Annotated in this window: 20 protein-coding genes, 4 tRNA genes and 2 pseudogenes; 11 read left to right on the forward strand and 15 right to left on the reverse strand. The window is 65.3% G+C overall.

The window, feature by feature from the left end:
* Window positions 1-66: 66 nt before the first annotated feature.
* Window positions 67-756, reverse strand: coding sequence for a transglutaminase-like domain-containing protein (locus tag HNP46_RS05770; protein WP_184586695.1), 690 nt, complete (start codon window positions 754-756; stop codon window positions 67-69).
* 245 nt (window positions 757-1,001) lie between these two features.
* Here HNP46_RS05770 and HNP46_RS05775 point away from each other — a divergent pair.
* The 4 genes and pseudogenes from HNP46_RS05775 to HNP46_RS05790 all read left to right on the forward strand — a co-directional run.
* Window positions 1,002-3,437: pseudogene (locus HNP46_RS05775) on the forward strand (acyl-CoA dehydrogenase); the annotation flags it as partial.
* Between the two features lie 243 nt (window positions 3,438-3,680).
* Window positions 3,681-4,097 carry a PA2816 family glutamine-rich protein gene (locus HNP46_RS05780; protein WP_184586697.1) on the forward strand — a complete coding sequence of 139 codons (417 nt, stop codon included), beginning with the start codon at window positions 3,681-3,683 and terminating at the stop codon, window positions 4,095-4,097.
* A gap of 71 nt (window positions 4,098-4,168) precedes the next feature.
* The gene (locus tag HNP46_RS05785; protein ID WP_184586699.1) at window positions 4,169-4,579 is read left to right on the forward strand and encodes a PA2817 family protein; all 411 of its coding nucleotides are present in this window, start codon (window positions 4,169-4,171) and stop codon (window positions 4,577-4,579) included.
* A 145-nt stretch (window positions 4,580-4,724) separates the two neighbouring features.
* Window positions 4,725-5,246 carry a DUF3592 domain-containing protein gene (locus HNP46_RS05790; protein ID WP_184586701.1) on the forward strand — a complete coding sequence of 174 codons (522 nt, stop codon included), beginning with the start codon at window positions 4,725-4,727 and terminating at the stop codon, window positions 5,244-5,246.
* A 54-nt stretch (window positions 5,247-5,300) separates the two neighbouring features.
* Here the strand turns inward: HNP46_RS05790 and HNP46_RS05795 are convergent, their stop codons facing one another.
* The 6 genes from HNP46_RS05795 to HNP46_RS05820 all read right to left on the reverse strand — a co-directional run bounded on the left by HNP46_RS05795 (window position 5,301) and on the right by HNP46_RS05820 (window position 7,897).
* Window positions 5,301-6,341: a TerC/Alx family metal homeostasis membrane protein gene (locus HNP46_RS05795; protein WP_184586710.1), complete on the reverse strand. Its 1,041-nt coding sequence runs from the start codon at window positions 6,339-6,341 to the stop codon at window positions 5,301-5,303.
* A 54-nt stretch (window positions 6,342-6,395) separates the two neighbouring features.
* On the reverse strand, window positions 6,396-7,091 hold the full coding sequence (locus HNP46_RS05800; protein ID WP_184586712.1) for an HAD-IB family phosphatase: 696 nt from the start codon (window positions 7,089-7,091) through the stop codon (window positions 6,396-6,398).
* A gap of 341 nt (window positions 7,092-7,432) precedes the next feature.
* Window positions 7,433-7,508 (reverse strand) — tRNA-Gly (locus HNP46_RS05805).
* Between the two features lie 75 nt (window positions 7,509-7,583).
* A tRNA-Gly gene (locus HNP46_RS05810) sits at window positions 7,584-7,659 on the reverse strand.
* Between the two features lie 84 nt (window positions 7,660-7,743).
* Window positions 7,744-7,819: transfer RNA gene (locus HNP46_RS05815), tRNA-Gly, on the reverse strand.
* Window positions 7,820-7,821: 2 nt separating this feature from the next.
* A tRNA-Glu gene (locus tag HNP46_RS05820) sits at window positions 7,822-7,897 on the reverse strand.
* A 216-nt stretch (window positions 7,898-8,113) separates the two neighbouring features.
* On the opposite strand from HNP46_RS05820, the gene HNP46_RS05825 reads away from it, so the two are divergent.
* Window positions 8,114-8,884, forward strand: coding sequence for a hypothetical protein (locus HNP46_RS05825; protein ID WP_184586714.1), 771 nt, complete (start codon window positions 8,114-8,116; stop codon window positions 8,882-8,884).
* Between the two features lie 51 nt (window positions 8,885-8,935).
* Window positions 8,936-9,598: a glutathione S-transferase family protein gene (locus HNP46_RS05830; RefSeq protein WP_184586716.1), complete on the forward strand. Its 663-nt coding sequence runs from the start codon at window positions 8,936-8,938 to the stop codon at window positions 9,596-9,598.
* Between the two features lie 152 nt (window positions 9,599-9,750).
* On the opposite strand, the gene HNP46_RS05835 is transcribed toward HNP46_RS05830, so the two are convergent.
* Window positions 9,751-10,233, reverse strand: coding sequence for a GAF domain-containing protein (locus HNP46_RS05835; RefSeq protein ID WP_184586718.1), 483 nt, complete (start codon window positions 10,231-10,233; stop codon window positions 9,751-9,753).
* Window positions 10,230-11,126 carry an ATP-binding protein gene (locus tag HNP46_RS05840; RefSeq protein WP_184586720.1) on the reverse strand — a complete coding sequence of 299 codons (897 nt, stop codon included), beginning with the start codon at window positions 11,124-11,126 and terminating at the stop codon, window positions 10,230-10,232. Before HNP46_RS05840 ends, HNP46_RS05835 begins: the two co-directional genes overlap by 4 nt.
* Before the next feature lie 79 nt (window positions 11,127-11,205).
* Here HNP46_RS05840 and HNP46_RS05845 point away from each other — a divergent pair, with 79 nt between their 5' ends.
* Window positions 11,206-13,587 (forward strand): ATP-binding protein, encoded by a 2,382-nt coding sequence (locus tag HNP46_RS05845; protein WP_409372403.1) that lies wholly within the window; start codon window positions 11,206-11,208, stop codon window positions 13,585-13,587.
* 1 nt (window position 13,588) lies between these two features.
* Here HNP46_RS05845 and HNP46_RS05850 read toward each other — a convergent pair whose 3' ends face one another.
* From HNP46_RS05850 to msrB, 3 genes are all read right to left on the reverse strand, one after another.
* On the reverse strand, window positions 13,589-14,059 hold the full coding sequence (locus HNP46_RS05850; protein ID WP_184586724.1) for a MarR family winged helix-turn-helix transcriptional regulator: 471 nt from the start codon (window positions 14,057-14,059) through the stop codon (window positions 13,589-13,591).
* Window positions 14,059-14,541, reverse strand: a complete 483-nt coding sequence (locus HNP46_RS05855; RefSeq protein WP_184586726.1) for a glutathione peroxidase — start codon at window positions 14,539-14,541, stop codon at window positions 14,059-14,061. Before HNP46_RS05855 ends, HNP46_RS05850 begins: the two co-directional genes overlap by 1 nt.
* A 475-nt stretch (window positions 14,542-15,016) precedes the next feature.
* The gene (gene msrB, locus HNP46_RS05860; RefSeq protein WP_045211413.1) at window positions 15,017-15,412 is read right to left on the reverse strand and encodes a peptide-methionine (R)-S-oxide reductase MsrB; all 396 of its coding nucleotides are present in this window, start codon (window positions 15,410-15,412) and stop codon (window positions 15,017-15,019) included.
* A 291-nt stretch (window positions 15,413-15,703) separates the two neighbouring features.
* Between msrB and HNP46_RS05865 the strand changes: the two genes are divergently transcribed.
* The 3 genes from HNP46_RS05865 to htpX all read left to right on the forward strand — a co-directional run bounded on the left by HNP46_RS05865 (window position 15,704) and on the right by htpX (window position 18,407).
* A complete protein-coding gene (locus HNP46_RS05865) occupies window positions 15,704-16,915 on the forward strand; it encodes a pyridoxal phosphate-dependent aminotransferase (RefSeq protein WP_184586728.1) in 1,212 nt (403 codons plus the stop codon).
* 3 nt (window positions 16,916-16,918) lie between these two features.
* Window positions 16,919-17,359, forward strand: coding sequence for a hypothetical protein (locus HNP46_RS05870; protein ID WP_184586730.1), 441 nt, complete (start codon window positions 16,919-16,921; stop codon window positions 17,357-17,359).
* A gap of 172 nt (window positions 17,360-17,531) precedes the next feature.
* Window positions 17,532-18,407: a protease HtpX gene (htpX, locus tag HNP46_RS05875; protein WP_184586732.1), complete on the forward strand. Its 876-nt coding sequence runs from the start codon at window positions 17,532-17,534 to the stop codon at window positions 18,405-18,407.
* A gap of 67 nt (window positions 18,408-18,474) precedes the next feature.
* On the opposite strand, the gene HNP46_RS05880 is transcribed toward htpX, so the two are convergent.
* The gene (locus tag HNP46_RS05880) at window positions 18,475-19,131 is read right to left on the reverse strand and encodes a thiopurine S-methyltransferase (protein ID WP_184586734.1); all 657 of its coding nucleotides are present in this window, start codon (window positions 19,129-19,131) and stop codon (window positions 18,475-18,477) included.
* Window positions 19,132-19,142: 11 nt separating this feature from the next.
* On the reverse strand, window positions 19,143-19,337 hold the full coding sequence (locus HNP46_RS05885) for a hypothetical protein (protein WP_184586736.1): 195 nt from the start codon (window positions 19,335-19,337) through the stop codon (window positions 19,143-19,145).
* 319 nt (window positions 19,338-19,656) lie between these two features.
* On the opposite strand from HNP46_RS05885, the gene HNP46_RS05890 reads away from it, so the two are divergent.
* Window positions 19,657-20,427, forward strand: a complete 771-nt coding sequence (locus HNP46_RS05890; RefSeq protein ID WP_184586738.1) for a DODA-type extradiol aromatic ring-opening family dioxygenase — start codon at window positions 19,657-19,659, stop codon at window positions 20,425-20,427.
* 172 nt (window positions 20,428-20,599) lie between these two features.
* Here HNP46_RS05890 and HNP46_RS05895 read toward each other — a convergent pair.
* Window positions 20,600-22,332 (reverse strand): annotated as a pseudogene (locus HNP46_RS05895) (DEAD/DEAH box helicase).
* Window positions 22,333-22,490 lie beyond the last annotated feature (158 nt).

Below are 22,490 nucleotides of genomic sequence, written 5' to 3' on the forward strand. Positions count from 1 at the left end.
CGATTTCGGATGACGGCACCCTACCGGCAACGGCGCGCGGAAAAAAGATGCCCGTGCTGATGGTGACTATCGATTTCCTTCATGCCGCGGCTTGCCTGCGCGCCGGGCCGCCTCGCTGCGCAGGTCCCCTTCCAGCGGCGCATCCTCGCCGGTGAACAGGTGCGGATAGCACTGCTTGAGGTAGCCGAAGAAGAATTCCTCGGGCACGTCGGGGAACTGGCCATGGTCGCGCAGGTACTCCATGTGCCGCTCGCCGTCGCGGTTGAACGGGTGGAAGACGCTGTCGTTGCGCCCGTCGAACTCCAGCGGCAGCACGCCGAAGGCCTGGCACAGGCGGATATCGAAGGCCGGCGTGGCCTTGACCCAGCGGCCTTCGAGGAACAGCTCGGTGTAGCCGTGCATGGCGAACACCTCGCTGCGCAGCAGTTCCAGCAGGCGCGGCGTGGCCAGGTGGTTCTTCACGTCGGCCAGGCCGATCCGCGCCGGGATGCCGCAATGCCGGGCGCAGGCTGCGAGCAGCGTGGCCTTGGGTACGCAGTAGGACTGCCCGGCCAGCAGCGCGTGGCTGGCCTTGAGGGTCTGCGGGTCGCGGCTGAACACGTAGGGGTTGTAGCGCACCTTGTCGCGCACCGCGTAATACAGCGCCACCGCCTGCTCCAGCGGCGTGCCGCCCTCGCCCCGGTGATTTAGAGCGAACTCGATTACCTGGGGGTGGTCACTATCCACGAAGCGGCTGGGCTTGAGGTAGGGCTGCATGGTGTTGTCTCCGGGCTGTTCGTCCTTGATGGCAGCCAGTCTAACCAGCGCCGGCGCCGACCCGACACGGCGATCCGGCCAAGCTGTCCGGCCATGCGGCCATCGGTCCGATTCGCCCAGCTAAGCTTCCGGTGCATCGTGGCGGGGTTCCCACCGGGAATACCCGCCGCCGTGCTCACGCACTTTCGTTACCAGGCCCGCCACGACACGCCGTCGCCGGGGCGGGCTGTCATGGAGGAATCCGCATGCTGCTCGTCTGGTTGCTCGTCCTGATCCTTGGCGTTGCCTGGCTCGCCCACCGCCGCGCCGCGCCCCTCAAGGCGCTCGGCATAGTCGCCGTGTACCTCGCGCTCATGAGCCTGTTCAGCCACGCCCACGGCTGGATGGTGCTGTTCTGGCTGATCTGGGCCGTGGTCGCGGTGACCATCCTGGCCACCGATCTGCGCCGCAGCCTGTTCACCTCGCGGCTGTTCGCCTGGTTCAAGAAGACCCTGCCGCCGATGTCCGAGACCGAACGCGAGGCCATCGAGGCCGGTACTGTCTGGTGGGACGGCCAGCTGTTCAGCGGCCGCCCGGACTGGCACACCCTGTTGGCCTATCCCCGCGCGCAGCTGACCGAAGAGGAGCAGGCCTTCGTCGACGGCCCCACCGAGCAGCTCTGCGCGATGATCAACGACTACGAGGTCGGCAAGCACATGGACCTGCCGCCCGAAGCCTGGGCCTACATCAAGGACCAGGGCTTCTTCGGCCTGATCATTCCCAAGGAGTTCGGCGGCAAGGGCTTCTCCGCCTTCGCCCATTCCCAGGTGGTGATGAAGCTCGCCACCCGCAGCGGCGACCTCGCCTCCACCGTGATGGTGCCCAACTCCCTCGGCCCGGCCGAACTGCTGCTGCACTACGGCACCGATGCCCAGCGCCAGCGCTACCTGCCGCGCCTGGCCACCGGGCAGGAAATCCCCTGCTTCGCCCTGACCAGCCCGCGGGCCGGCTCCGATGCCGGCGGCATGACCGACGTCGGCGTGGTCTGCAAGGGACAGTGGGAAGGTGAGGAAGTCATCGGCCTGCGCCTGACCTGGGAAAAGCGCTACATCACCCTCGGCCCGGTGGCCACCCTCCTCGGCCTGGCCTTCAAGTGCCATGACCCGGACCATCTGCTGGGCGAGCAGGAAGACCTGGGCATCACCCTGGCGCTGATCCCCACCGACACCGACGGCGTGCAGATCGGTCGCCGCCACGTGCCGCTGGGCGCCGCCTTCATGAACGGCCCCAACTCCGGCAAGGATGTCTTCGTACCGCTGGACTACATCATCGGCGGCCAGGAGATGATCGGCAAAGGCTGGATGATGCTGATGAACTGCCTGTCGGTGGGCCGCTCGATCTCCCTGCCGGCGGTGGGCACCAGCGCCGCCAAGGCCGGCAGCTACGTCAGCGGCCGCTACGCCCAGGTGCGCGAGCAGTTCAACGTGCCGCTGTCGGCCTTCGAAGGCATCCAGGAAGCCCTCGCCCGTATCGGCGGCAACGCCTGGATGATGGACAGCGCGCGCATCCTCACTGCCAACGCGGTGGACCTGGGCGAGAAGCCCTCGGTGCTCTCGGCCATCCTCAAGTACCACCTCACCGAACGCGGCCGCGAGTGCATCGCCCACGCCATGGATATCCACGGCGGCAAGGGCATCATCATGGGCCCGAACAACTACCTGGGCCGCTCCTGGCAGGCTGCGCCGATCTTCATCACCGTCGAGGGCGCCAACATCCTCTCGCGCAACCTGATGATCTTCGGCCAGGGCGCTATCCGCTGCCATCCGTACGTGCTCAAGGAGATGGAACTGGCCCGCCGCGAGGATCAGGACCAGGCCGAGCGCGAGTTCGACGAACTGCTGCTCAACCACATCGGTTTCGCCGTCAGCAACGCTGCCAGCAGCCTGCTGCTGGGCCTGGGTTTGGGCAGCTTCGACCAGGTGCCGGGCGACCGCATCAGCCGCCCTTACTACCGCGCGCTGAACCGTCTCGCCGCCGCCTTCGCCCTGCTCGCCGACTTCAGCATGATGATGCTCGGCGGCGAACTGAAGCGCCGCGAACGCCTGTCCGCCCGTCTGGGCGATGCGCTGAGCCACCTCTACCTGGGCTCCGCCGCCCTCAAGCGCTACCACGACCTGGACAACCCGGACTACCTGCACCCGCTGCTGCATTGGGCGATGGAGGAAAACCTGGAGAAGGCCGAGGCCGCACTGGCCGACCTGATCGACAACTTCCCCAACCGTGCCTTCGCCTGCCTGCTGCGCGTGCTGGTGCTGCCGCTGGGCCGTCGTCACCGAGGCCCGAGCGACGCGCTGGATGCCGAGATCGCCAACATCCTCGGCCTCCCGCTGAGCGACCCGGCGCTGCAGGCGATCCTCGCCGGCGCACATCTACCCAGTGGCCCCGATGATCCGGTCGCCAAGCTCACCTTCGCCTATGACCAGCTCGCTGCCGCCGCGCCCCTGCAGAAGAAGCTGCACAAGGCGCTCAAGGAGCACGGCGTCGATCCCAAGCCGGGGCAGTCGCCCATCGATGCCGCGCGCGATGCCGGAGTGCTGGAGGCCGCCGAGGCGGAAACTCTGCACGCCGCCGAACGCGCGCGCCGCGCGGTGATCGACGTGGACGATTTCTCCAAGGAGGAACTGTCCGCCGCGGCCGGCAAGCGAACTGCCGGGGAGCACCCGATTCAAGGGCAATCGGACCAGAAGCCGCAGCCCCAGAAGCCATCGCCTCAGGAGCCAAAGGCTGATGAACCGCCAGCCGGCAAACCCACCACCACGTCCGAGTGAACCTCATCTCGCACGCACGGGGCGCCTTCGGGCGCCCTTTTTTCTCCGACGCACAGCAATGCCGCGACGGATCAACGGGTGCACACTGGGCACATCACCGTCATGGAGAGCCGTACCATGCGCCGATACCTGATCCCGATGCTGCTTGCCCTGCTGGCCGGCAGCGCCCACGCCGATCCCTGGCTCTATCCCAGCCAGCCACGCCCGGCGCCAGCGCCCAGCCCGATCATCGACCCGATCCAGCAACAGCAGGACGGCCTGCGCCGCCAGCAGCAACTGCGGCAGAACGAGCTGGACCGCCAGCGTCTGGATTACGAGGACCAGCGTCTGCAACTGCAGCAGCAGAACCTGCAGCGCGAGCAGGACAACCAGCGCCGCTGGAACGAGCAGCGCCGGCAGAGCGACCAGTTGATCCAGCGGCAGAGGAACGACCTGCAGCAACAGCAGTTGCAACAGCAGCAACGCCTGCTCGACCAGCAACGCCAGCAGATCAACAACCAGCGCCGCCAGACCCTGTCGCAACCGCTGCGCTGATCGCAGCGGCGGCACGGCCGGCAACCCGATATACTCCCCGGCCGTTTGCATACAGCTCCAGAGGAACCCCCATGGCCAGCGCCTATCTCGACCACCACATTGCCCTGCTCAACCACCTGCGCATGATCCTCGGCGCCCTGGGCGAAGCCGAGCAGGTTCCCGAGGACAACCACGGCCTGTTCCTGGAGCGCTTCGACGAGCTGCTGGTGGAACTGCCGCGCGACCCGGAAGGCGCCCAGTACCTGGGCCAGGACCTGATCAGCCAGATCTTCCACCGCTACCCGCAGATCGCCCACCTGATCCCCCGCGACCTGCTGTGGTTCTTCGGCGGCGACTGCCTGCACTACATGCCCGACGAAGAGCTGCAGATGTACCAGCAGCTCGACGAGCGCCGCTTCGAGGCCGAGGAAAACGGCGAAGCCTTCGACTGGAACGCCGAGAAGCGCCTGCTGGCCCTGCCGGACGACACCCCCAAGCACTGACGCTCCAGCCGGCGCGGCGCCTGCCGCCGCGCCACGGACGTTCTGTCCAGCGCACTGCCCCGCCCGGTTGACAAACTGACAAGGACACCCCGCCGCCGCGCCCGTAGCCTTTTGTTACTTTTCCAACACAAAGGCAGGGAACGTCATGCTCAGCTTCAAGATTTCGCCACAGGCCCACCAGAAAGTCAGCCGCGTCTCCAGCATCCTCTGCACGCTCTTCGCCATCGGCTTCGTGGTGGTGATGTGCCTCACCGCCATCGGCGACCACCTGCACGCCAAGCGCATCCTCGCCGACCACTCGGTGGTCAGCGCGCCGCTGGCCCTGGACAACGTCACCGAGGAGCGCGGCCGGCGCGGACGCACCAGGGAGATGTACCACTTCACCTACCAGTTCGAAGTGAAGGGCCAGCCCTACATCGGCCGCTTCGACGTGGCTGCCAGCAACGTCGACCAGTACTCCGAAGGCAGTACGCTGCAGATCGCCTACTCCAACGCCGACCCGGCGCACTTCGACCGACTTGACCGCCTGCAGAACTTTGCCGACACCGGCGGCGTGTTCACCCGCCTGGGCGTGGGCGTACTGGGCGCCGCACTGATCTCCTTCATCATCCACCTGCTGGCGACCCGCCGCCTGTTCGTGCCCCGCGAGGAGCCGGTGGCGGCCTGATCCGCCAGCACGCAAAAAGCCCGCATGCGCGGGCTTTTTTCATGAGCGCGGCGGTCAGCGCTGGGGCGTTTCCGCCTCGCCCTCTTCCCTCGCCGGGAACAGCACGCTGGCCAGGATGCCCAGCGCCAGCACCACCAGCACCACGATCAGGCTGGTATTGGCATCGATGCTGTAGCCGTGGTGGAACAGGTGATTGGTGGCGTTCAGGCCCAGCTTGGCGGCGATGAAGAACAGCAGCACGACCACCGCCTTCTCCAGGTGGACCAGGTAGCGCTTGAGCGCTTCGAGCACGAAGTACAGGGTGCGCAGGCCGAGGATGGCGAACAGCATGGCCGAGTAGACGATCAGCGGCTCGCGGCTGACGGCGATCACCGCCGGCACCGAGTCGAAGGCGAACAGCACGTCCGACACTTCCACCACCACCAGGCAGAGGAACAGCGGCGTGGCGAACAGCGCGCCCTTGGCGGCCAGGCTGATGCCCTGGTGCTCCGGCTTGCGCACCTCGGTTTCCAGCTGCCGGCGCGCCACGAAGAAGCGCCCGCCCATGAGCTTCGGCCAGACCGGGAACAGCTTGCTGGCGAAGCGATAGGCCAGGTGCTGGGAGTAGTCCTCTTCCTCATCATCGTCACCGCCGCCCTTGAGCATCATCACGCCGGTCCAGGCAACGATCGCCGCGAAGAGAATCTCCACCCAGGGGCCGAACACCAGCAGGCCGGTGCCGAGGGCCACGAAGATCGCACGGAACACGATGGCACCGATGATGCCCCAGTACAGCACGCGGTGGCGCAGGCCGTCCGGCATCTTGAACCAGGCGAAGATGGCGATGAAAACGAACAGGTTGTCGACGCTCAGCACCTTCTCCAGCGCATAGCCGGTGAGGAACAGGCTGGCGACCTGGGAACCGTGCTGGACATAAAGGAAGCCGGCGAAAGCCAGGGAAATGGCGACCCAGAAGATCGACCAGGCGACCGCGCCGCCCAGGGAAATGGGTTTGTTGTCACGATGGCTGAACAGGTCCAGCAGCAGCGCCGCCAGTGCCAGCCCGACGAAGACCGCAATGGTCAGCGGGGGAAATCCCAGGTGTGTCAATTCCACGATTAAGAGTCTCGGTCAGTAGGGTTCAGCCGGGCTGCCCGGCCATGAGTCGGGTCAGGCGGCCGGTCGGATCGGTCCGGGTGTACGTCGCCAGGTGGGATGGAAGACCCGCCAGTGCGGGTCCTGGGCGGCACGCAGTAACGCGTGGTCGCCCTGGGTGTCGCCCCAGGCGCGCAGCCGGTAGCGGGCGAGAAGGCCATAGCGGGCCTCCAGGCGCAGCACCTTGTTCTCGGCGCGGCAGTTGCCGCCCAGCAGGCGCCCGGTCAGCCGGCCGTCGCGGACTTCCAGCTCGGTGCCGATCAGGCCGACACCGAGGCGCTCGGCAAAGGGTCGCAGGACCAGGGCCGGAGAAGCGGAGCACAGGGTGACCTCCGCTCCGGCCCAGCGCTCGGCGGCCACGCCCCGCAGCCCGGCGGGTCGCATCAGGTAACGCCAGATGAACTGGCAGTAGGCCTCGGCCCTGCTCGACAGCCATTGCGAATCCACGCCGGCCAGGAATACGGCGATCAGCCGTGCCTTGAGCTCGTCACGTCCCAGCCGGTGCAGCAGGAAGGCGAGGCTCGGCAAAGCGAGGGCTGGCAGGCGGCGCAGGAATCCGCAGGTGCCGAAGGCGAACCAGAGGAATGGCAGGAAGCTGTCGTGGCGGGTCAGGGTGCCATCGAAGTCGAACACCGATAGAACATCGGTCTTCTCCCCATTCGATGGGAGTTTGAGACGATCGAAATCAAGGCGAGTGGGCAACTCCGCCATCTGCACAACCTCAGCACTGGCTCCACGAATGTCTCTTCAGGTCGCCAGCGGGCGGCCTGAAGGACCCCGCTCCACCGCAAGGCGATCGAGCGCAGGCATTCTGGTGCGCCAGGGCAGGCCGACAAACGGGAATATCCCCAGGGCGGGGTCAGAATCCTCTTCAATGCCGGTACGCGAATGACTTCGCACGTAGCTGACGAAGATTCCTCGGTGTTCGTACAACGCTTTGCGGCTTGGAGCGTGGCGGAACGGCTTGGGGAAACCGGGCTGGAGAGACCCGGCAGGCAGGATTTTTCGCCGCACAAACGAAAACGCCGTCCTGACGGACGGCGTTTCGATTCTGGAGCGGGAAACGAGACTCGAACTCGCGACCCCGACCTTGGCAAGGTCGTGCTCTACCAACTGAGCTATTCCCGCATCAACCTGCTGTAACCCGCGGCTTTCGCCGGAGGTTAACGAAAACGCCGCCCTACTGGGCGGCGTTTCGATTTTTGGAGCGGGAAACGAGACTCGAACTCGCGACCCCGACCTTGGCAAGGTCGTGCTCTACCAACTGAGCTATTCCCGCAGCAACCTGTTGCAACCTTCAGCTTTCGCCGAAGGGTAACGCCATTTCATCTTTCGGTCACCGCCTGGGCGATGATCGAGAATCTGGAGCGGGAAACGAGACTCGAACTCGCGACCCCGACCTTGGCAAGGTCGTGCTCTACCAACTGAGCTATTCCCGCAATGGCGTCCCCTAGGGGACTCGAACCCCTGTTACCGCCGTGAAAGGGCGGTGTCCTAGGCCACTAGACGAAGGGGACGCGGCCCGGAACTTAACATCTTTCCGACTTCGCCGTTTCGGCAATTTCTGCGTTTCGCGTCGAAGTGGCGCGCATTCTAGGGAGGCTTTGTAAGGCCGTCAACCCTTAGTAGAAATATTTTTTAAATCAAAGACTTCTGAGTAAAAACTGAGCTGCCGCTATCAGCAGTATCACTAAGACATTACACTCGCGGAAAAACCTCCGGAGCACTCCACGGTGTCGCCACTCGTCATTACGGTCCTGGTTCTTGTCGGTATCGCCCTGCTGGTGGCTATCGGCTATATCAACCACCTGGTGGAAAACCGCAAGCTGGAGCAGGCCCGTCTGAAGGCCGATCTGTCCGACCGCTGCCGGCGCTGCGGCGATGTTTCCGAGTCGATGCCCGGACAGTTCATGTCGCCGGCACTGAAGCTTCTGCTCAGCGGCTTCGAGCTGAACCTCAGCCAACGCCTGCTGGCACTGGACAAGCACAACACTTCGCTCAAGGAACGTATCGAGGAACTGCGCGGCCAGGTCGCCAAGGACGAAGCCATCCCGGTGAAGAACCCGCCGCAGCCGATCCAGACCGAAGCCAAGGCCAAGGACGTGCGCTTCCTCTTCGAAGCGCTGCACGCCCAGCTCACCCGCTGCGCCCAGGACAACATGCTGCCGCGCGCCGAGGCGCAGAAGTGGGTGAAGGAAATCCGCCACCTGCTCGCCCTCCTCCATATAGAGTTCTTCGGCAACCTCGGCCAGCAGGCGCTGCAGCAGGGTCAGCCGCGCCAGGCACGGCTGGCCTTCGAGCGCGGCGTACAGTACCTGCAGAAGCAACCGGAGATCGGTCGCTACCAGGCGCAGCTCAAGCAGCTGGAAAACCAGTTGGCACGCGCCAACGCCATGGTGCTGGAAACCGCCCAGCCGGCCGCCGAGGAACCCAGCGAGCTGGGCGACGGCCTCAAGGCGCTGGACGACGACGATATCTGGAAGAAGAAGAACCTTTACGACTGATCCGTCGTCGAAATCTCTCCCCATCGGCCACCTTCGCCCCAGGAGCCCTGCATGAGCCTCGTCGTCTTCGGCGCCCCGCTGTCCCCCTTCGTCCGCAAAGTCCGCCTGTTCGCTGCCGAGAAAGGCCTCGACTACCAGCTGGAGAACGTCAATCCGTTCAACCAGCCGGACTGGTACCGCGAACTGAACCCGCTGCGCCGCGTGCCGGCGATCCGCGACGGCGACTTCACCCTGGCCGACTCCAGCGTCATCTGCCACTACCTGGAAGACCGCGACCCGCAGCGTGCCGCCCTGTGCGGCGAAGGCGCCCAGGCCCGCGCACGGATCCACTGGCTGGAGAAGTACGCCGACTACGAGCTGGCGCCGCTGACCACCTTCACCGTGTTCCGCAACCGCCTGCTCAAGCCGCTGATGGGCAAGGTCTGCGATGAAGTCGCAGTGAAGGGCGCCATGCAGGAGAAGCTGCCGGAGCACTTCGACTACCTGGAGAAATGCCTGGGCGAGCAGCAGTGGTTCGTCGATGACCGTTTCAGCCTCGCCGACATCGCCATCGCCTGCCAGCTGGTCAACCTGCGCCACGGCGGCGAGGAACTCGATGCCCAGCACTGGCCGAAGCTGGCCGCCCACTTCGAGCGCTGCCTGGCACGTCCGGCCCTGGCCGAGATCGTCCAGGGCGAGCTGCAGATCATCGCCAAGATCATGGCCAAGCGCTGATCGACGTAAAACCCGTCACATGACTCTTGGACTCCGTAGGAGCGGACTTTGTCCGCGATAGATTCGCCTCGCACCGCAAGCCATAGCGGACAAAGACCGCTCCTACGAATGGAAAAAGCCCCGCCTAGGCGGGGCTTTTTCATGGGCTCGGATCAGCAGTCGGACAGTCGCAGGAAAATCTCCACCAGACGCTCGATACCCACCTGATCCTCCGCGCTGAAGCGGCCCACCTTCGGGCTATCCAGGTCCAGCACACCAATAAGGCGGCCTTCCTTCACCAGCGGCACCACCAGCTCGCTGTTGGACGCGCTGTCGCAGGCGATGTGGCCGGGGAACGCATGCACGTCCTCGACGCGCTGCGTCTCGCGGGTACGCGCCGCGGCGCCGCAAACACCTTTGCTGAAGGGAATGCGCACGCAGGCGACCTTGCCCTGGAACGGGCCGAGCACCAGCTCCTCGTTGCGGTTCAGGTAGAAGCCGGCCCAGTTCAGGTCCGCCAGCTCGTTGAACAGGAACGCGGAAAACTGCGCGGCATTGGCGATGAAATCGCGCTCGTCGGCGAACAGCGACTCCGCCTGGGCGGCCAGCAGCGCGTAGCCACCCAGGCCGGCGCCGGCCTGTTGCAGATCGATCATGGGGTTTCTCCTTCCAGCAATTGTCGGCCCACCCAGTAGCGGGCGAATTGATAGGCACAGCGGCCATTACGGTTGCCGCGTCCGAGCGCCCAGCGGATGGCTTCCTTCTCCAATGCTTCGTCCCAGGTCCAGGCGGCGAGCCCGGACTTCTGCGCGAGCACTTCGACCCAGTGGCGCACCACGCTGAGGAAGTGCTCCTGGGTGAAGGGATAGAAGGACAGCCACAGGCCGAAGCGATCGGACAGGGCGATCTTGTCTTCGACGGCCTCGTTGGGATGCAACTCGCCGTCGACCATCTTCCAGTTCTCGTTGTCGCTCTGCTTTTCCGACACCAGGTGGCGGCGGTTGGACGTGGCGTAGAGCAGCACGTTGTCCGGGGCCTGCTCCAGCGAACCATCGAGCACGCTCTTGAGGACGCGGAAATCACCCTCGCCGGCATCGAACGAGAGGTCGTCGCAGAACAGCACGAAGCGCTGCGGCAGGCCCTGGATCTGCTCGACCACACGGGGCAGGTCAGCCAGATGGTCGCGCTCGATCTCGATCAGGCGCAGGCCCTCGCCGGCCATTTCGGCCAGCAGCGCGCGCACCAGGGAGGATTTGCCGGTGCCCCGGGCCCCCCACAGCAGCGCATGGTTGGCGGGCTTGCCGGCGACGAACTGGCGGGTGTTGCGGGTCAGTTGCTCGCGCTGCTTGTCGACGCCCAGCAGGTCGTCCAGGCGCAGGTCGAGGCTGACCTGCAAGGGCTGCAGGTAGCCGCTGCGGCCATCACGGTGCCAGCGCGCCGCCAGGCTTTGCTGCCAGTCCAGGGTTTCGCGGACAGCCGGCAACAGCGGTTCCAGGCGCGCCATCAGCACCTCGGCGCGGGCGAGAAAATCGTTCAGGCGGGAATCCACTCGAGTCTCCAGGTTTTCCAGGAACATCCTGGAAATTTCTTCGCCTGCGGGCTATCCCGACAGACGGTTCTGATGGGCTATGCTACGCCGCAGGACAGCTTCTGCGAGGCGACACTCCGCAACCATGGATATTGCGCTCACCCATCGCCTCTCGTTCAAGCAGGCCAGCCTGACGGTGCTGGTGGCGTTCATCCTCGGCACGCTGCTGAGCCTCATCCAGGTAGGCGTCGATTATGCCAGCCAGGACGCCTCCATCAACCGCGAAGTACGCGCCCTGCTGGATGTCAGCCACAATCCCGCCGCGCGCATCGCCTACAACATCGACGCCGAACTGGCCCAGGAACTGGTCGTAGGACTGCTGCGTTCGCCCGCGGTGATCCGCGCCGAGATCATCGACAACGCCGGCGTTCCCCTGGCGAGCGCCGACCGGCCGCCAGCGGAGAGCCACCTGCGCGGGCTGAGCGACTTCCTCTTCGGCCAGCAACGCACCTACGAGGAGCCACTGTTCGTCGACCATGCGCCCGCCGAATCCCTCGGCGTACTGCGCCTGGAGATCGACACCTTCGTCTTCGGCAACGACTTCCTGCGCCGCGCCGGCATGACCTTCCTCTCCGGTTTCGTGCGCAGCCTGATGCTCTCGCTGATCCTGCTGGTGCTCTTCTATGCGCTGCTGACCAAGCCGCTGGTGAGCCTGATCGAAGCCCTCGCCCGTCACGACCCGCGCTCGCCGTCGCGCCTGCGCCTGCCCTGCCCGCGCGGGCACGAGCGCGACGAGATCGGCGTGCTGGTGGAGGTCACCAACCGCCAGCTCAACCGTATCTCGGTGGAGATGGAGCAGCGCCGCGAGGCCGAGGACCGCCTGACCCAGTACCTGGAGGAGCTGGAAAGCATCGTCGCCGCGCGCACCGCCGAACTGAAGGCGGCCAACGCGCGCCTGACCCTGTCCAACCAGGAACTGGAACAGGCGCGGCAGACCGCCCTGGCCATGGCCCAGGCGCGCGGCAGCTTCCTGGCCAACATGAGCCACGAGATCCGCACCCCGCTCAACGGCCTGCTGGGCATGCTCGGCCTGGCCCTGGACGGTCCGCTGACCGCCGAGCAGCGCCAGCAGCTGTCCATCGCCCACGACTCGGGCAAGGTGCTGGTGGAGCTGCTCAACGACGTGCTCGACCTGTCCAAGTTCGAGGCTGGCCAACTGGAACTGGAGCAGATTCCCTTCGACCTCGGCACCCTGGTGGAAGACACCGCCAGCCTGCTCTCGCAGAACGCCGGACCGGCCGTGGAACTGACCTGCCTGATCAGCCCGCAGTTGCCGGCGCAGTTCTGCGGAGATCCGACGCGGGTGCGCCAGGTGGTGAGCAACCTGCTGTCCAACGCCCTCAAGTTCACCCGCCTGGGCCGCGTGGACGTGCGCGTGGAGCCGCTGGGTATCGGCCACCACGATCAGGGTGTGCGGATCAGCGTGCGCGACACCGGCATCGGCGTGGCGCCCGAGGCGCTGCAGAAGATCTTCCAGCCCTTCACCCAGGCCGACGCCGGCATCGCCCGCCAATACGGCGGCACCGGGCTGGGCCTGGCACTGACGCGCAAGCTCTGCGAGGCGATGCAGGGCGAACTGAGCGTCACCTCCCAGCCGGGCCTGGGCAGCGAATTCGCCGTCACCCTGCCCCTGCCGGCGCTGGAGCCGGCGCAACCACTGGCCAGGCTGGAGGGGCGACTGGTCGTGCAGTGCGCTGCCAGCAGCGGATTGGCGGCCCTGCTGCAGAACTGGCTGGCGGAATGGGGCGTGGACTACCAGCGCCTGGACATCGACGCGAGCCTGGCCGGCGTGGAGCTGGACGCACTGCTCTCGGACTGCCCGGACTGCCTGACCGGCCTGCGCCAGAACGTGACACGGCCGGTGCTGCTGGTCACCGCCTACGGCAATTTCCTCGAACCCGAGCTCGCCCAGCGCTTGGCACCATTGCGCCAGCTGGCCCGGCCGCTGTCCCGGGCGGTGCTCTACCAGGCGCTGAAGCAGGCCTTCGAGCATCAGCCGCTGCCGGCGGCGCAAGCTTCCGGCAGCGCCCCGCTGGAGCAGTTCTCCGCCCGCGTGCTGCTGGTGGAGGACAACCCGGTCAACCAGTTGGTAGCCCGCGGGCTGCTGCAGAAGCTGGGCTGCCAGGTGAGCATCGCCAACAATGGCGAGGAAGCACTGCACCAGCTCGATGGAGAGGCATTCGACCTGGTACTGATGGACTGCAACATGCCGGTGATGGATGGCTACCAGGCGACCCGGGAAATCCGCGGCAGCGGCCGCTGGCCGGACCTGCCGGTAATCGCCCTGACCGCCAACGCCCTGCCGGACGAGCGCGAGCGCTGCCGCGCCGCCGGCATGGACGACTATCTGGCCAAGCCGTTCCACCGCGACGAACTGGCGGCCATCCTCGAACGCTGGGCCGGGCAGCGGCCGCGCAGCTGATTCAGGCGTCCAGCTTCGCCAGTTGCCGCAGCAGACCGTCCAGCTGCTCGCGCAGACCGTCGGTGACGCTCAGGTCGATGCCGCTGCGGCAGAGCAGCTCCTCGCGTAGCGGCAGCACCTTCTCGCGCAACGCCATTCCCTCTGCCGTCAGGCCCAGGTGCACTTCACGCTCGTCATGCTGCGCACGACGGCGCTGCACCAGGCCGAGCTGTTCCAGGCGTTTGAGCAATGGCGTCAGGGTGCCGGAGTCGAGCATCAGGCGCTCGCCCAGGGCCTTCACCGACGGCTGCTCCGGCGGCTCCGCCTGCCACTCCCAGAGCACCAGCATCGCCAGGTACTGCGGGTAGGTCAGGCCGAGCGCGTCGAGCATCGGCCGGTAGCCACGGATCACCGCCCGCGACACGGCGTACAGGCGAAAACACAGCTGGTTGTCCAGTTGCAGTTCTACCGGCAGGGATGCAGCGTCCGTCATCACAGCAGCGCTTCGATCTCGGCGGAGAGCTGCTCGGGCTTGGTGGTCGGAGCGAAGCGCTTGACCAGCTTGCCGTCCTGGCCGATGAGGAACTTGGTGAAGTTCCACTTGATGCCCTGGCTGCCCAGCAGGCCCGGAGCGCGCTTCTTCAGCTGCACGTAGAGCGGGTGGGCTTCGGCGCCATTGACGTCGATCTTCTTGAACAGCGGGAAACTCACGCCGAAGTTCAGCTCGCAGAACTGGCTGATCTCCCCTTCCCCGCCCGGCTCCTGCTTGCCGAACTGGTTGCAGGGGAAGCCCAGCACCACCAGGCCCTGGTCCTTGTACTGCCGCCAGAGCTTCTCCAGCCCCTTGTACTGCGGGGTGAAGCCGCACTGGCTGGCAGTGTTCACCACCAGCAGGGCCTTGCCGCCGAAGTCGGCGAGGGTCTTCTGTTCGCCCTTGATGGTGGTCACGGGAATATTCAGCAGTGCGTCGCTCATCGGACATGGCTCCAGAGAAGTGGGAACCGGAAGAATAGTGATCAATTAAATTGCATGCAATTTAATTGATCACTAATCAGCCCGCAAAATGCCGGAGCATCATCCTGAACGTAGGAGCAACTGTCTTCTTCTGATCGTTCGTGCCTCGGATTTCCCCTCTCCCCCGCCCTCTCCCTGAAGGGAGAGGGAGCTATCCGTGCCGGCTGACACCGTGGATTCAGCCGGCACCGAACCAGTCCCCTCTCCCTTCAGGGAGAGGGTTAGGGAGAGGGCAGTCCCCGCGAAGAACTTTACGTAGAAGCGGACCTTGTCCGCGAAATCCCCAATGCGCGTATCCCGAATTGCAGGTGCACACCAAGGCGCGGCACGCTGGTCAGCGCCAGCCTAGCCGGCTTATCGCGGACAAGGTCCGCTCCTACAGGTAGAGACCGTACAGCCTTGAAAGAAAAGGCCCGCCGGATGGCGGGCCTTGGAGTCACGCTTTCGGCACCAGCTTCAACGACGCCGAATTGATGCAGTAACGCAGCCCGGTCGGTCGCGGGCCGTCGGGGAAGACGTGGCCCAGGTGCGCGTCACACTTGCCGCAGCGCACCTCGATGCGATGCATGCCGTGGCTGAAGTCCTCCAGTTCCTTGACCACCTCGCCGTTCACCGGCTGGAAGTAGCTCGGCCAGCCACTGCCCGAGTCGTACTTGGCGTCGGAGTCGAACAGCGCCGTGCCGCAGCACACGCAGTGATAGATGCCAGGGGTCTTGGTGTCGTGGTACTCGCCGGTGAAGGCGCGCTCGGTGCCGCCCAGGCGGCAGACGTGGAACTGCTCATCGGTGAGTTCGTCACGCCAGGAGTCCAGGGGCTTTTCCAACTTTTCCATCGATCTGCCTCCATTAATGGAAAAAATGCCCGATGCCTCCTTTTCCGGGAATCGGGCCGCACGTATGATGCGCGGGTTAACGTCAGGTTCAGAATCTGCCGCACAGAGACATTCTCGCGATAGAAAAGCCTTAAAAACTCTACTTTTTCGAGAAATCCACTGTTTTCCTGCCGATTTTCAGGGTCGATAGCAGGGAAAAGCACTTCCGAACCGATCATTTGACGCCAGTCTGTCACCCGCGTTACAGCCTGCCAAGTCGCCGGCCGCGGACTATTTCGGAATCCCAAGATCATGCAGGTCACCAAATCGAACAAGCTCGCCAACGTCTGCTACGACATTCGCGGGCCCGTGCTCAAGCACGCCAAGCGCCTGGAAGAGGAAGGCCACCGCATCCTCAAGCTGAACATCGGCAACCCGGCGCCGTTCGGTTTCGAGGCGCCGGACGAAATCCTCCAGGACGTCATCCGCAACCTGCCCACCGCCCAGGGCTACAGCGACTCCAAGGGCCTGTTCAGCGCGCGCAAGGCGGTGATGCAGTACTACCAGCAGAAGCAGGTGGAAGGCGTCGGCATCGAGGACATCTACCTGGGCAACGGCGTCTCCGAGCTGATCGTCATGGCCCTGCAGGCGCTGCTCAACAACGGTGACGAGGTGCTGATCCCGGCGCCCGACTATCCGCTGTGGACCGCCTCGGTCGCCCTCTCCGGCGGCAAGCCGGTGCACTACCTGTGCGACGAGCAGGCCGGCTGGTTCCCCGACGTCGCCGACATGAAGGCGAAGATCACCAGCAACACCAAGGCGCTGGTGCTGATCAACCCGAACAACCCCACCGGCGCGGTGTACTCGCGCGAAGTGCTGATGGACATCGTCGAACTGGCGCGCCAGCACAACCTGGTGATCTTCTCCGACGAGATCTACGACAAGATCCTCTACGACGAAGCCCAGCACATCTCCACCGCGTCGCTGGCGCCGGACGTGCTCTGCCTGACCTTCAACGGCCTGTCCAAGTCCTACCGCGTGGCCGGCTTCCGCTCCGGCTGGATCGCCATTTCCGGTCCCAAGCACAAGGCGCAGAGCTACATCGAGGGCCTGGATATCCTCGCCAACATGCGCCTGTGCGCCAACGTGCCGAGCCAGCACGCGATCCAGACCGCCCTGGGCGGCTACCAGAGCATCAACGACCTGGTGCTGCCGGGCGGCCGCCTGCTGGAGCAGCGCAACCGCGCCTGGGAACTGCTCAATGACATTCCCGGCGTCAGCTGCGTCAAACCCATGGGCGCGCTCTACGCCTTCCCGCGTATCGACCCGAAGGTCTGCCCGATTCACAACGACGAGAAATTCGTCCTCGATCTGCTGCTGTCCGAGAAGTTGCTCATCGTTCAGGGCACCGCTTTCAACTGGCCCTGGCCGGATCACTTCCGGGTCGTTACCCTGCCCCGACTCGATGACCTGGAACAGGCCATCGGGCGTATCGGCAACTTCCTGAAAACCTATCGCCAGTAATCCATGGACCTGCAGATCGACGACTTCTACAAGGACGCCGCTTCCGGCCTGCTGACGCTCTACCAGGCCTTCCCGCGCAAGATCGCCCTCTATGTCGAGGACCTGATCGGCCGGGAAGAGCCCGACGAGTTCGGCCTACCCAGCACCCGCCACCAGAGTTGCCTGGGCGCGCTGTTGTGGCTGGCCGAGGAAGGCTACCTGCGCTTCGAGGCAACCATTCGTTACGAAGCGCTGGACCAGGCCGTGCTCAGCGAAAAGGCCTTCCTGCGCCTGACCCGCATCGTTCCCCACGCCGTGCGCGACGGCGAGGAACTGCCGCCCAGCGTGCGCCGCGACCAGGCCACGCTGGCCAACCAGCTGCGCGAAGCACTGGCCAGCCGCCACGGGGAACGCATCGCGCGACTGACCCGTCTACTCTTCGAGAGCGAGCTGGGGCGCCCGTAATCCGGGCAGGCGACACAAGTTGAAATAGTCCCCGAGTTGAATCACCTCGGGGCCAACCGTATATACCCCGCATACTGTTCAGCGATCCCGTGCATGACCGTGCCCGGCGATCCGGAAAGCCGCGTTCCCATGCGGTTTTCACCCCTGTCACCGTGAGGAGAAGCTTTACGCCATGATGCGCATCCTGTTGTTCCTGGCCACCAACCTGGCAGTTCTGGTGATCGCCAGCATCACCCTGAAACTGCTCGGCGTGGACCGTTTCACCGGCCAGAATTACGGTAGCCTTCTGATCTTCTGTGCCGTCTTCGGCTTCGCCGGCTCCCTGGTTTCGCTGTTCATCTCCAAGTGGATGGCGAAGATGAGCACCGGCACCGAGATCATCAGCCAGCCACGCACCCGCCACGAACAGTGGCTGCTGCAGACCGTGGAAGAACTGTCCCGCGAGGCCGGTATCAAGATGCCGGAAGTGGGTATCTTCCCCGCCTACGAGGCCAACGCCTTCGCCACCGGCTGGAACCGCAACGACGCGCTGGTCGCCGTCAGCCAGGGCCTGCTGGAGCGCTTCTCCCCCGAAGAAGTGAAAGCCGTGCTGGCCCACGAGATCGGCCACGTGGCCAACGGCGACATGGTCACCCTGGCGCTGATCCAGGGCGTGGTGAACACCTTCGTGATGTTCTTCGCACGCATCTTCGGCAACTTCGTCGACAAGGCCATCCTGAAGAACGAAGACGGCCCGGGCATCGGCTACTTCGTCGCGACCATCTTCGCCGAGCTGGTCCTGGGCATCCTCGCCAGCATCATCGTCATGTGGTTCTCGCGCAAACGCGAATACCGCGCCGACGAAGCCGGCGCCCGCCTGGCCAGCACCGGGGCGATGATCGCCGCCCTGCAACGCCTGCGCGCCGAACAGGGCGTACCGGTACAGATGCCGAGCTCACTGCAGGCCTTCGGCATCAACGGCAACCTCAAGCATGGCCTCGCCGGCCTGTTCATGAGCCACCCGCCGCTGGAAGACCGCATCGAAGCCCTGCGCGCCGCCGGCCGCTGAGTTTTCAGGGGATAGTTCCAGGCAATAAGAAAGGCGACCCTCGGGTCGCCTTTTTCATGCCGCCGATTCAGCCACGACGCAACGCGAACACCACTTCTTGCAGATGGCTGACGCCGCGCTTGAGGAATTTCGGGTTGTCCGCCAGGACATCCAGACGCTCGCACTCCTCCACCGTCCACTGGCGAGCGAAATGGCGCCGAACCTCATCGGCCATCACGGCGAACGGCGGGCCATCCATCTGCGCCTGGGGGTACTCCAGGGTCACCAGCAAGCCGCGCATCCGCTGCGGCAGGATGCCCTGCAGGTGCGCCACGTAGTCGGCGCGCAGGTCCGCTGGCAGGGCGATCAAGGCCGCCCGGTCATACAGCGCCGCGCAATCGGCCACCTGTTCGGCGCCGACGGCGAAGAAGTCGCCCTGGAGGATTTCCAGGCGTTCGTAACTGTAGCGGCGCAGCGCGCCTTCCTGGGTGATCCGCGGCTCCACGCCCAGTTCACGGAAGAAGTCGATGGCTGCGCGCTCGGCCAGCTCCACGCCCAGCACGCGATAACCCCACTGTGCCAGCCAGAGCATGTCCAGACTCTTGCCGCACAAGGGCACCAGTACCTGGGACTCCTCGGGCAGCTCCAGGCTCGGCCAGTGCCGCTGCAGACCGGGATTCACTGCAGGCTGATGGAAGCCGATTTCATTGCGCGCCCAGCGCGACTGCCAGAACTCATGCTGCATAGGTCACCCACTCAGACATGGCGTATCACCCGCGGCAGCAGCCAGCGCCACCAGGCGCCACGCCGCTCGCGTTGCCGCTCTCCGGCCTCGAGTATCTTCAGCCGCACCTGCTCACCGCGGACCCGCTGCACACAGATTTCGGTGCCATCCTCCAGGCGAAGGCATTCACCGATGTCGAGAACAAGAACCTGATCGCTTTGCTGCATGACTCAATCCGATATCAGCATGGGAATTTTCCGCAAACTCTAACGTATCGACCGGACGCCTGCTGCCGAAAGCGCTGATTGGCCCAAGACTCCAACAGTCTGCAACTGAGTTGGCAATTTCCGAGCACCTAGTAGGAGCGAGCTTGCTCGCGAACAGTTTTCCGACTGGGCAGTGCAGCTGTGCGGTTCGCGAGCAAGCTCGCTCCTACCAGGCACCCCACCAGTAATCGTGAAAATCGATTGTTAAATTCAAAAACCTATACTGGATTTCGATGATTAGTCAGGTGAACATGGAGCCATTCAAGTAGCGAGGTTCACCATGCTTCCTGCCCTGTTCATCTCCCACGGCTCCCCCATGCTGGCCCTGGAGCCCGGCGCCAGCGACGCGCCGCTCAAGCGCCTGGCCCGCGAGCTGCCGCGCCCGACCGCCATCCTGTTGGTCTCCGCCCACTGGGAAACCCCCGACCTGCGCGTCACCGCTTCGCCCAATCCGGACACCTGGCACGATTTCTACGGTTTCCCGCCGGAACTGTATGCCGTGCAGTACCCGGCCATCGGCTCGCCGGAGCTGGCCCGCCGCGTCGTCGAACTGCTGGCGGCCGACGGCCTGCCGGCGACCCTGGACGCCGAGCGCCCACTGGACCACGGCGCCTGGGTGCCGCTGAGCCTGATGTACCCGGAGGCCGACATTCCCGTGGTGCAGCTGTCCCTGCCCAGCCGCCTCGGCGCGCCCATGCAGCAACGCGTCGGCCATGCCCTGCGCAAGCTGCGCGAAGAAGGCGTGCTGCTGATCGGCTCCGGCAGCATCACCCATAACCTGGGTGAGCTGGACTGGCAGGCCGGCCCCGAAGTGATCACGCCCTGGGCCAAGGCCTTCCGCGACTGGATGGTGGAGCGCCTGGAAGCAGACGACGAAGCCGCCCTGCTCGACTATCGCCGGCAGGCACCCCAGGCGGTGCGCAACCACCCGCGCGACGAGCACCTGCTGCCGCTGTACTTCGCCCGTGGCGCGGGTGGCTCGGCGATGACCGTCGAGCACGCCGGCTTCACCCTCGGCGCACTGGGAATGGATATCTACCGCTTCGGTTGAGGCACAACCTATAGGAGCGAGCTTGCTCGCGAACCACCTGACTCCGGCGTCGCCGGGAAAGTGTTCGCGAGCAGGCTCGCTCCTACAAGGGCAGTCGGATGCCGGCAGCAAACCCCGGAAACGAAAAAGCCCCGCCAAGGCGGGGCTTTTTCATGCGCGGGAGACTGACGGATCAGTCTTCGCGGTAACGGCGCAGCCGCAGGGCCTTGCCGGCGACACGGGTGTCCTTGAGCTTGGTCAGCAGGCGCTCGAGGTTCTCCTCCGGCAGCTCGATCAGGCTGAAGGTCTCGCGGATCTGGATGCGGCCGATGGCCTCGCGGGACAGGCCGCCCTCGTTGAGGATGGCGCCCAGCAGGTTCTTCGCCTGTACGCCGTCACGGGCGCCCAGGGCGGTACGGCAGCGGGCCTTGCCTTCCGACGGCGGAGCCATGGTGCGCGGCGCGCCACTGCGCTCCGGGCGGTCACCGCGCTCGGGACGATCACCACGCTCACTACGCTCATAGCGATCGCTGCGCTCACGCGGGGCGGCCGGGGTCAGCGGCTGTTCGCGGCGGACCGATTCCAGGTCCAGCGCCTTGCCTTCGGTCAGCTTGGCCAGCAGCACGGCGGCCAGGGTGTCCATGTCGGTACCCAGGCGGCGGCACAGCTCGTCACGCACCGCGCCACGGCTGGCAACGGCGTTGGCCAGCAGCGGTTGCAGGCCGGTAGCGAGGCGGTTCAGGCGCGCTTCGAGAACGGTTTCGGCGTCCGGCAGGCGAACTTCGCCGACCTTCTGCCCGGTCACCCGCTCGATCACCTGCAGCATACGGCGCTCACGCGGAGTCACCAGCAGCAGGGCACGGCCTTCGCGGCCGGCACGGCCGGTACGGCCGATACGGTGCACGTAGGATTCCGGATCGTAGGGCATGTCCACGTTCAGCACGTGGGTGATGCGCGCCACGTCGAGGCCGCGGGCAGCGACGTCGGTGGCGATGACGATGTCCAGCGAGCCGTCCTTGAGCGACTCGATCACGCGCTCACGCTGGGCCTGCGGCATGTCGCCGTTCAGCGCGGCGGCGCGGTAGCCCTGGCGCTCGAGCAGCTCGGCGATGTCCAGGGTGGCCTGCTTGGTGCGTACGAAGCCGATCAGCGCGTCGAACTGTTCCACTTCCAGCAGACGCAGGATCGAGGCCGGCTTCTGGTCGGCGTGGACCATCAGGTGCACCTGCTCGATGCGGGCGACGGTCTGGGTCTTGGCCGCGATGCGGACGTGCTTGGGTTCTTTCAGGTGGCGTTCGGCGATGCTGCGGATCGAGGCCGGCAGGGTCGCGGAGAACAGCACGCTCTGGCGGCTGGACGGCATGGCTTCGAAGATCACTTCGAGGTCATCCATGAAGCCGAGCTTGAGCATCTCGTCCGCTTCGTCGAGCACCAGGCTCTTGACGGTGGACAGCAGGTTTTCGTCGCGACGCAGGTGGTCGCACAGGCGGCCCGGAGTGGCGACCACGACCTGGGCGCCCTGGCGCAGGGCCTTGAGCTGCGGGCCCATGGGCGCGCCGCCGTAGACGGCGATGACGCCGACGCCCGGCATCTGCTTGGAATAGGTTTCGAAAGCGGTAGCAACCTGCAGGGCCAGCTCGCGGGTCGGTACCAGTACCAGCACCTGCGGAACGCGGCGGCTCGGCTCGATCTGCGACAGCATCGGCAGTGCGAAGGCAGCGGTCTTGCCGGTACCGGTCTGGGCCTGGCCGATCATGTCGTGGCCTTCGAGGATCACCGGGATCGACTGGGCCTGGATCGGCGACGGCTCTTCATAACCGACAGCGGCAATGGCAGCGAGAACATTGGGGTGAAGACCGAGCGCGGCGAAGCCGGCGGTTTCCTGGGTCATGGGTTTTGCCTCTAAGTACATCCGCAAAGACCCAATAGCCGAGCTGCGCATGCCCTGTACGACAATGAAGTCACCCAGGCAGCTGGAAGCGGGGATTTGCGAAATGAAGATTGGAAGAATGCGTCAAGGAAGTCCGCACTGCGGACACATGGCCCGAGTCTGAAACTGCGGGAGAATGCGGGATCCGAAACGA

This window comes from Pseudomonas nitroreducens, assembly GCF_014204515.1.
GTDB lineage: Bacteria > Pseudomonadota > Gammaproteobacteria > Pseudomonadales > Pseudomonadaceae > Pseudomonas > Pseudomonas nitritireducens_A.

What these genes read in the sequence shown, in the direction of transcription:
- msrB (WP_045211413.1), bottom strand. Translation starts at nt 15,412, where the DNA reads ATGGAAAAGTTGGAAAAGCCCCTGGACTCCTGGCGTGACGAACTCACC.
- HNP46_RS05855 (WP_184586726.1), bottom strand. Translation starts at nt 14,541, where the DNA reads ATGAGCGACGCACTGCTGAATATTCCCGTGACCACCATCAAGGGCGAA.
- HNP46_RS05870 (WP_184586730.1), top strand. Translation starts at nt 16,919, where the DNA reads ATGGACCTGCAGATCGACGACTTCTACAAGGACGCCGCTTCCGGCCTG.
- HNP46_RS05865 (WP_184586728.1), top strand. Translation starts at nt 15,704, where the DNA reads ATGCAGGTCACCAAATCGAACAAGCTCGCCAACGTCTGCTACGACATT.
- HNP46_RS05790 (WP_184586701.1), top strand. Translation starts at nt 4,725, where the DNA reads ATGCTCAGCTTCAAGATTTCGCCACAGGCCCACCAGAAAGTCAGCCGC.
- HNP46_RS05800 (WP_184586712.1), bottom strand. Translation starts at nt 7,091, where the DNA reads ATGGCGGAGTTGCCCACTCGCCTTGATTTCGATCGTCTCAAACTCCCA.
- HNP46_RS05885 (WP_184586736.1), bottom strand. Translation starts at nt 19,337, where the DNA reads ATGCAGCAAAGCGATCAGGTTCTTGTTCTCGACATCGGTGAATGCCTT.
- HNP46_RS05850 (WP_184586724.1), bottom strand. Translation starts at nt 14,059, where the DNA reads ATGACGGACGCTGCATCCCTGCCGGTAGAACTGCAACTGGACAACCAG.
- HNP46_RS05830 (WP_184586716.1), top strand. Translation starts at nt 8,936, where the DNA reads ATGAGCCTCGTCGTCTTCGGCGCCCCGCTGTCCCCCTTCGTCCGCAAA.
- HNP46_RS05780 (WP_184586697.1), top strand. Translation starts at nt 3,681, where the DNA reads ATGCGCCGATACCTGATCCCGATGCTGCTTGCCCTGCTGGCCGGCAGC.
- HNP46_RS05835 (WP_184586718.1), bottom strand. Translation starts at nt 10,233, where the DNA reads ATGATCGATCTGCAACAGGCCGGCGCCGGCCTGGGTGGCTACGCGCTG.
- htpX (WP_184586732.1), top strand. Translation starts at nt 17,532, where the DNA reads ATGATGCGCATCCTGTTGTTCCTGGCCACCAACCTGGCAGTTCTGGTG.
- HNP46_RS05890 (WP_184586738.1), top strand. Translation starts at nt 19,657, where the DNA reads ATGCTTCCTGCCCTGTTCATCTCCCACGGCTCCCCCATGCTGGCCCTG.
- HNP46_RS05785 (WP_184586699.1), top strand. Translation starts at nt 4,169, where the DNA reads ATGGCCAGCGCCTATCTCGACCACCACATTGCCCTGCTCAACCACCTG.
- HNP46_RS05880 (WP_184586734.1), bottom strand. Translation starts at nt 19,131, where the DNA reads ATGCAGCATGAGTTCTGGCAGTCGCGCTGGGCGCGCAATGAAATCGGC.
- HNP46_RS05770 (WP_184586695.1), bottom strand. Translation starts at nt 756, where the DNA reads ATGCAGCCCTACCTCAAGCCCAGCCGCTTCGTGGATAGTGACCACCCC.
- HNP46_RS05845 (WP_409372403.1), top strand. Translation starts at nt 11,206, where the DNA reads ATGCTACGCCGCAGGACAGCTTCTGCGAGGCGACACTCCGCAACCATG.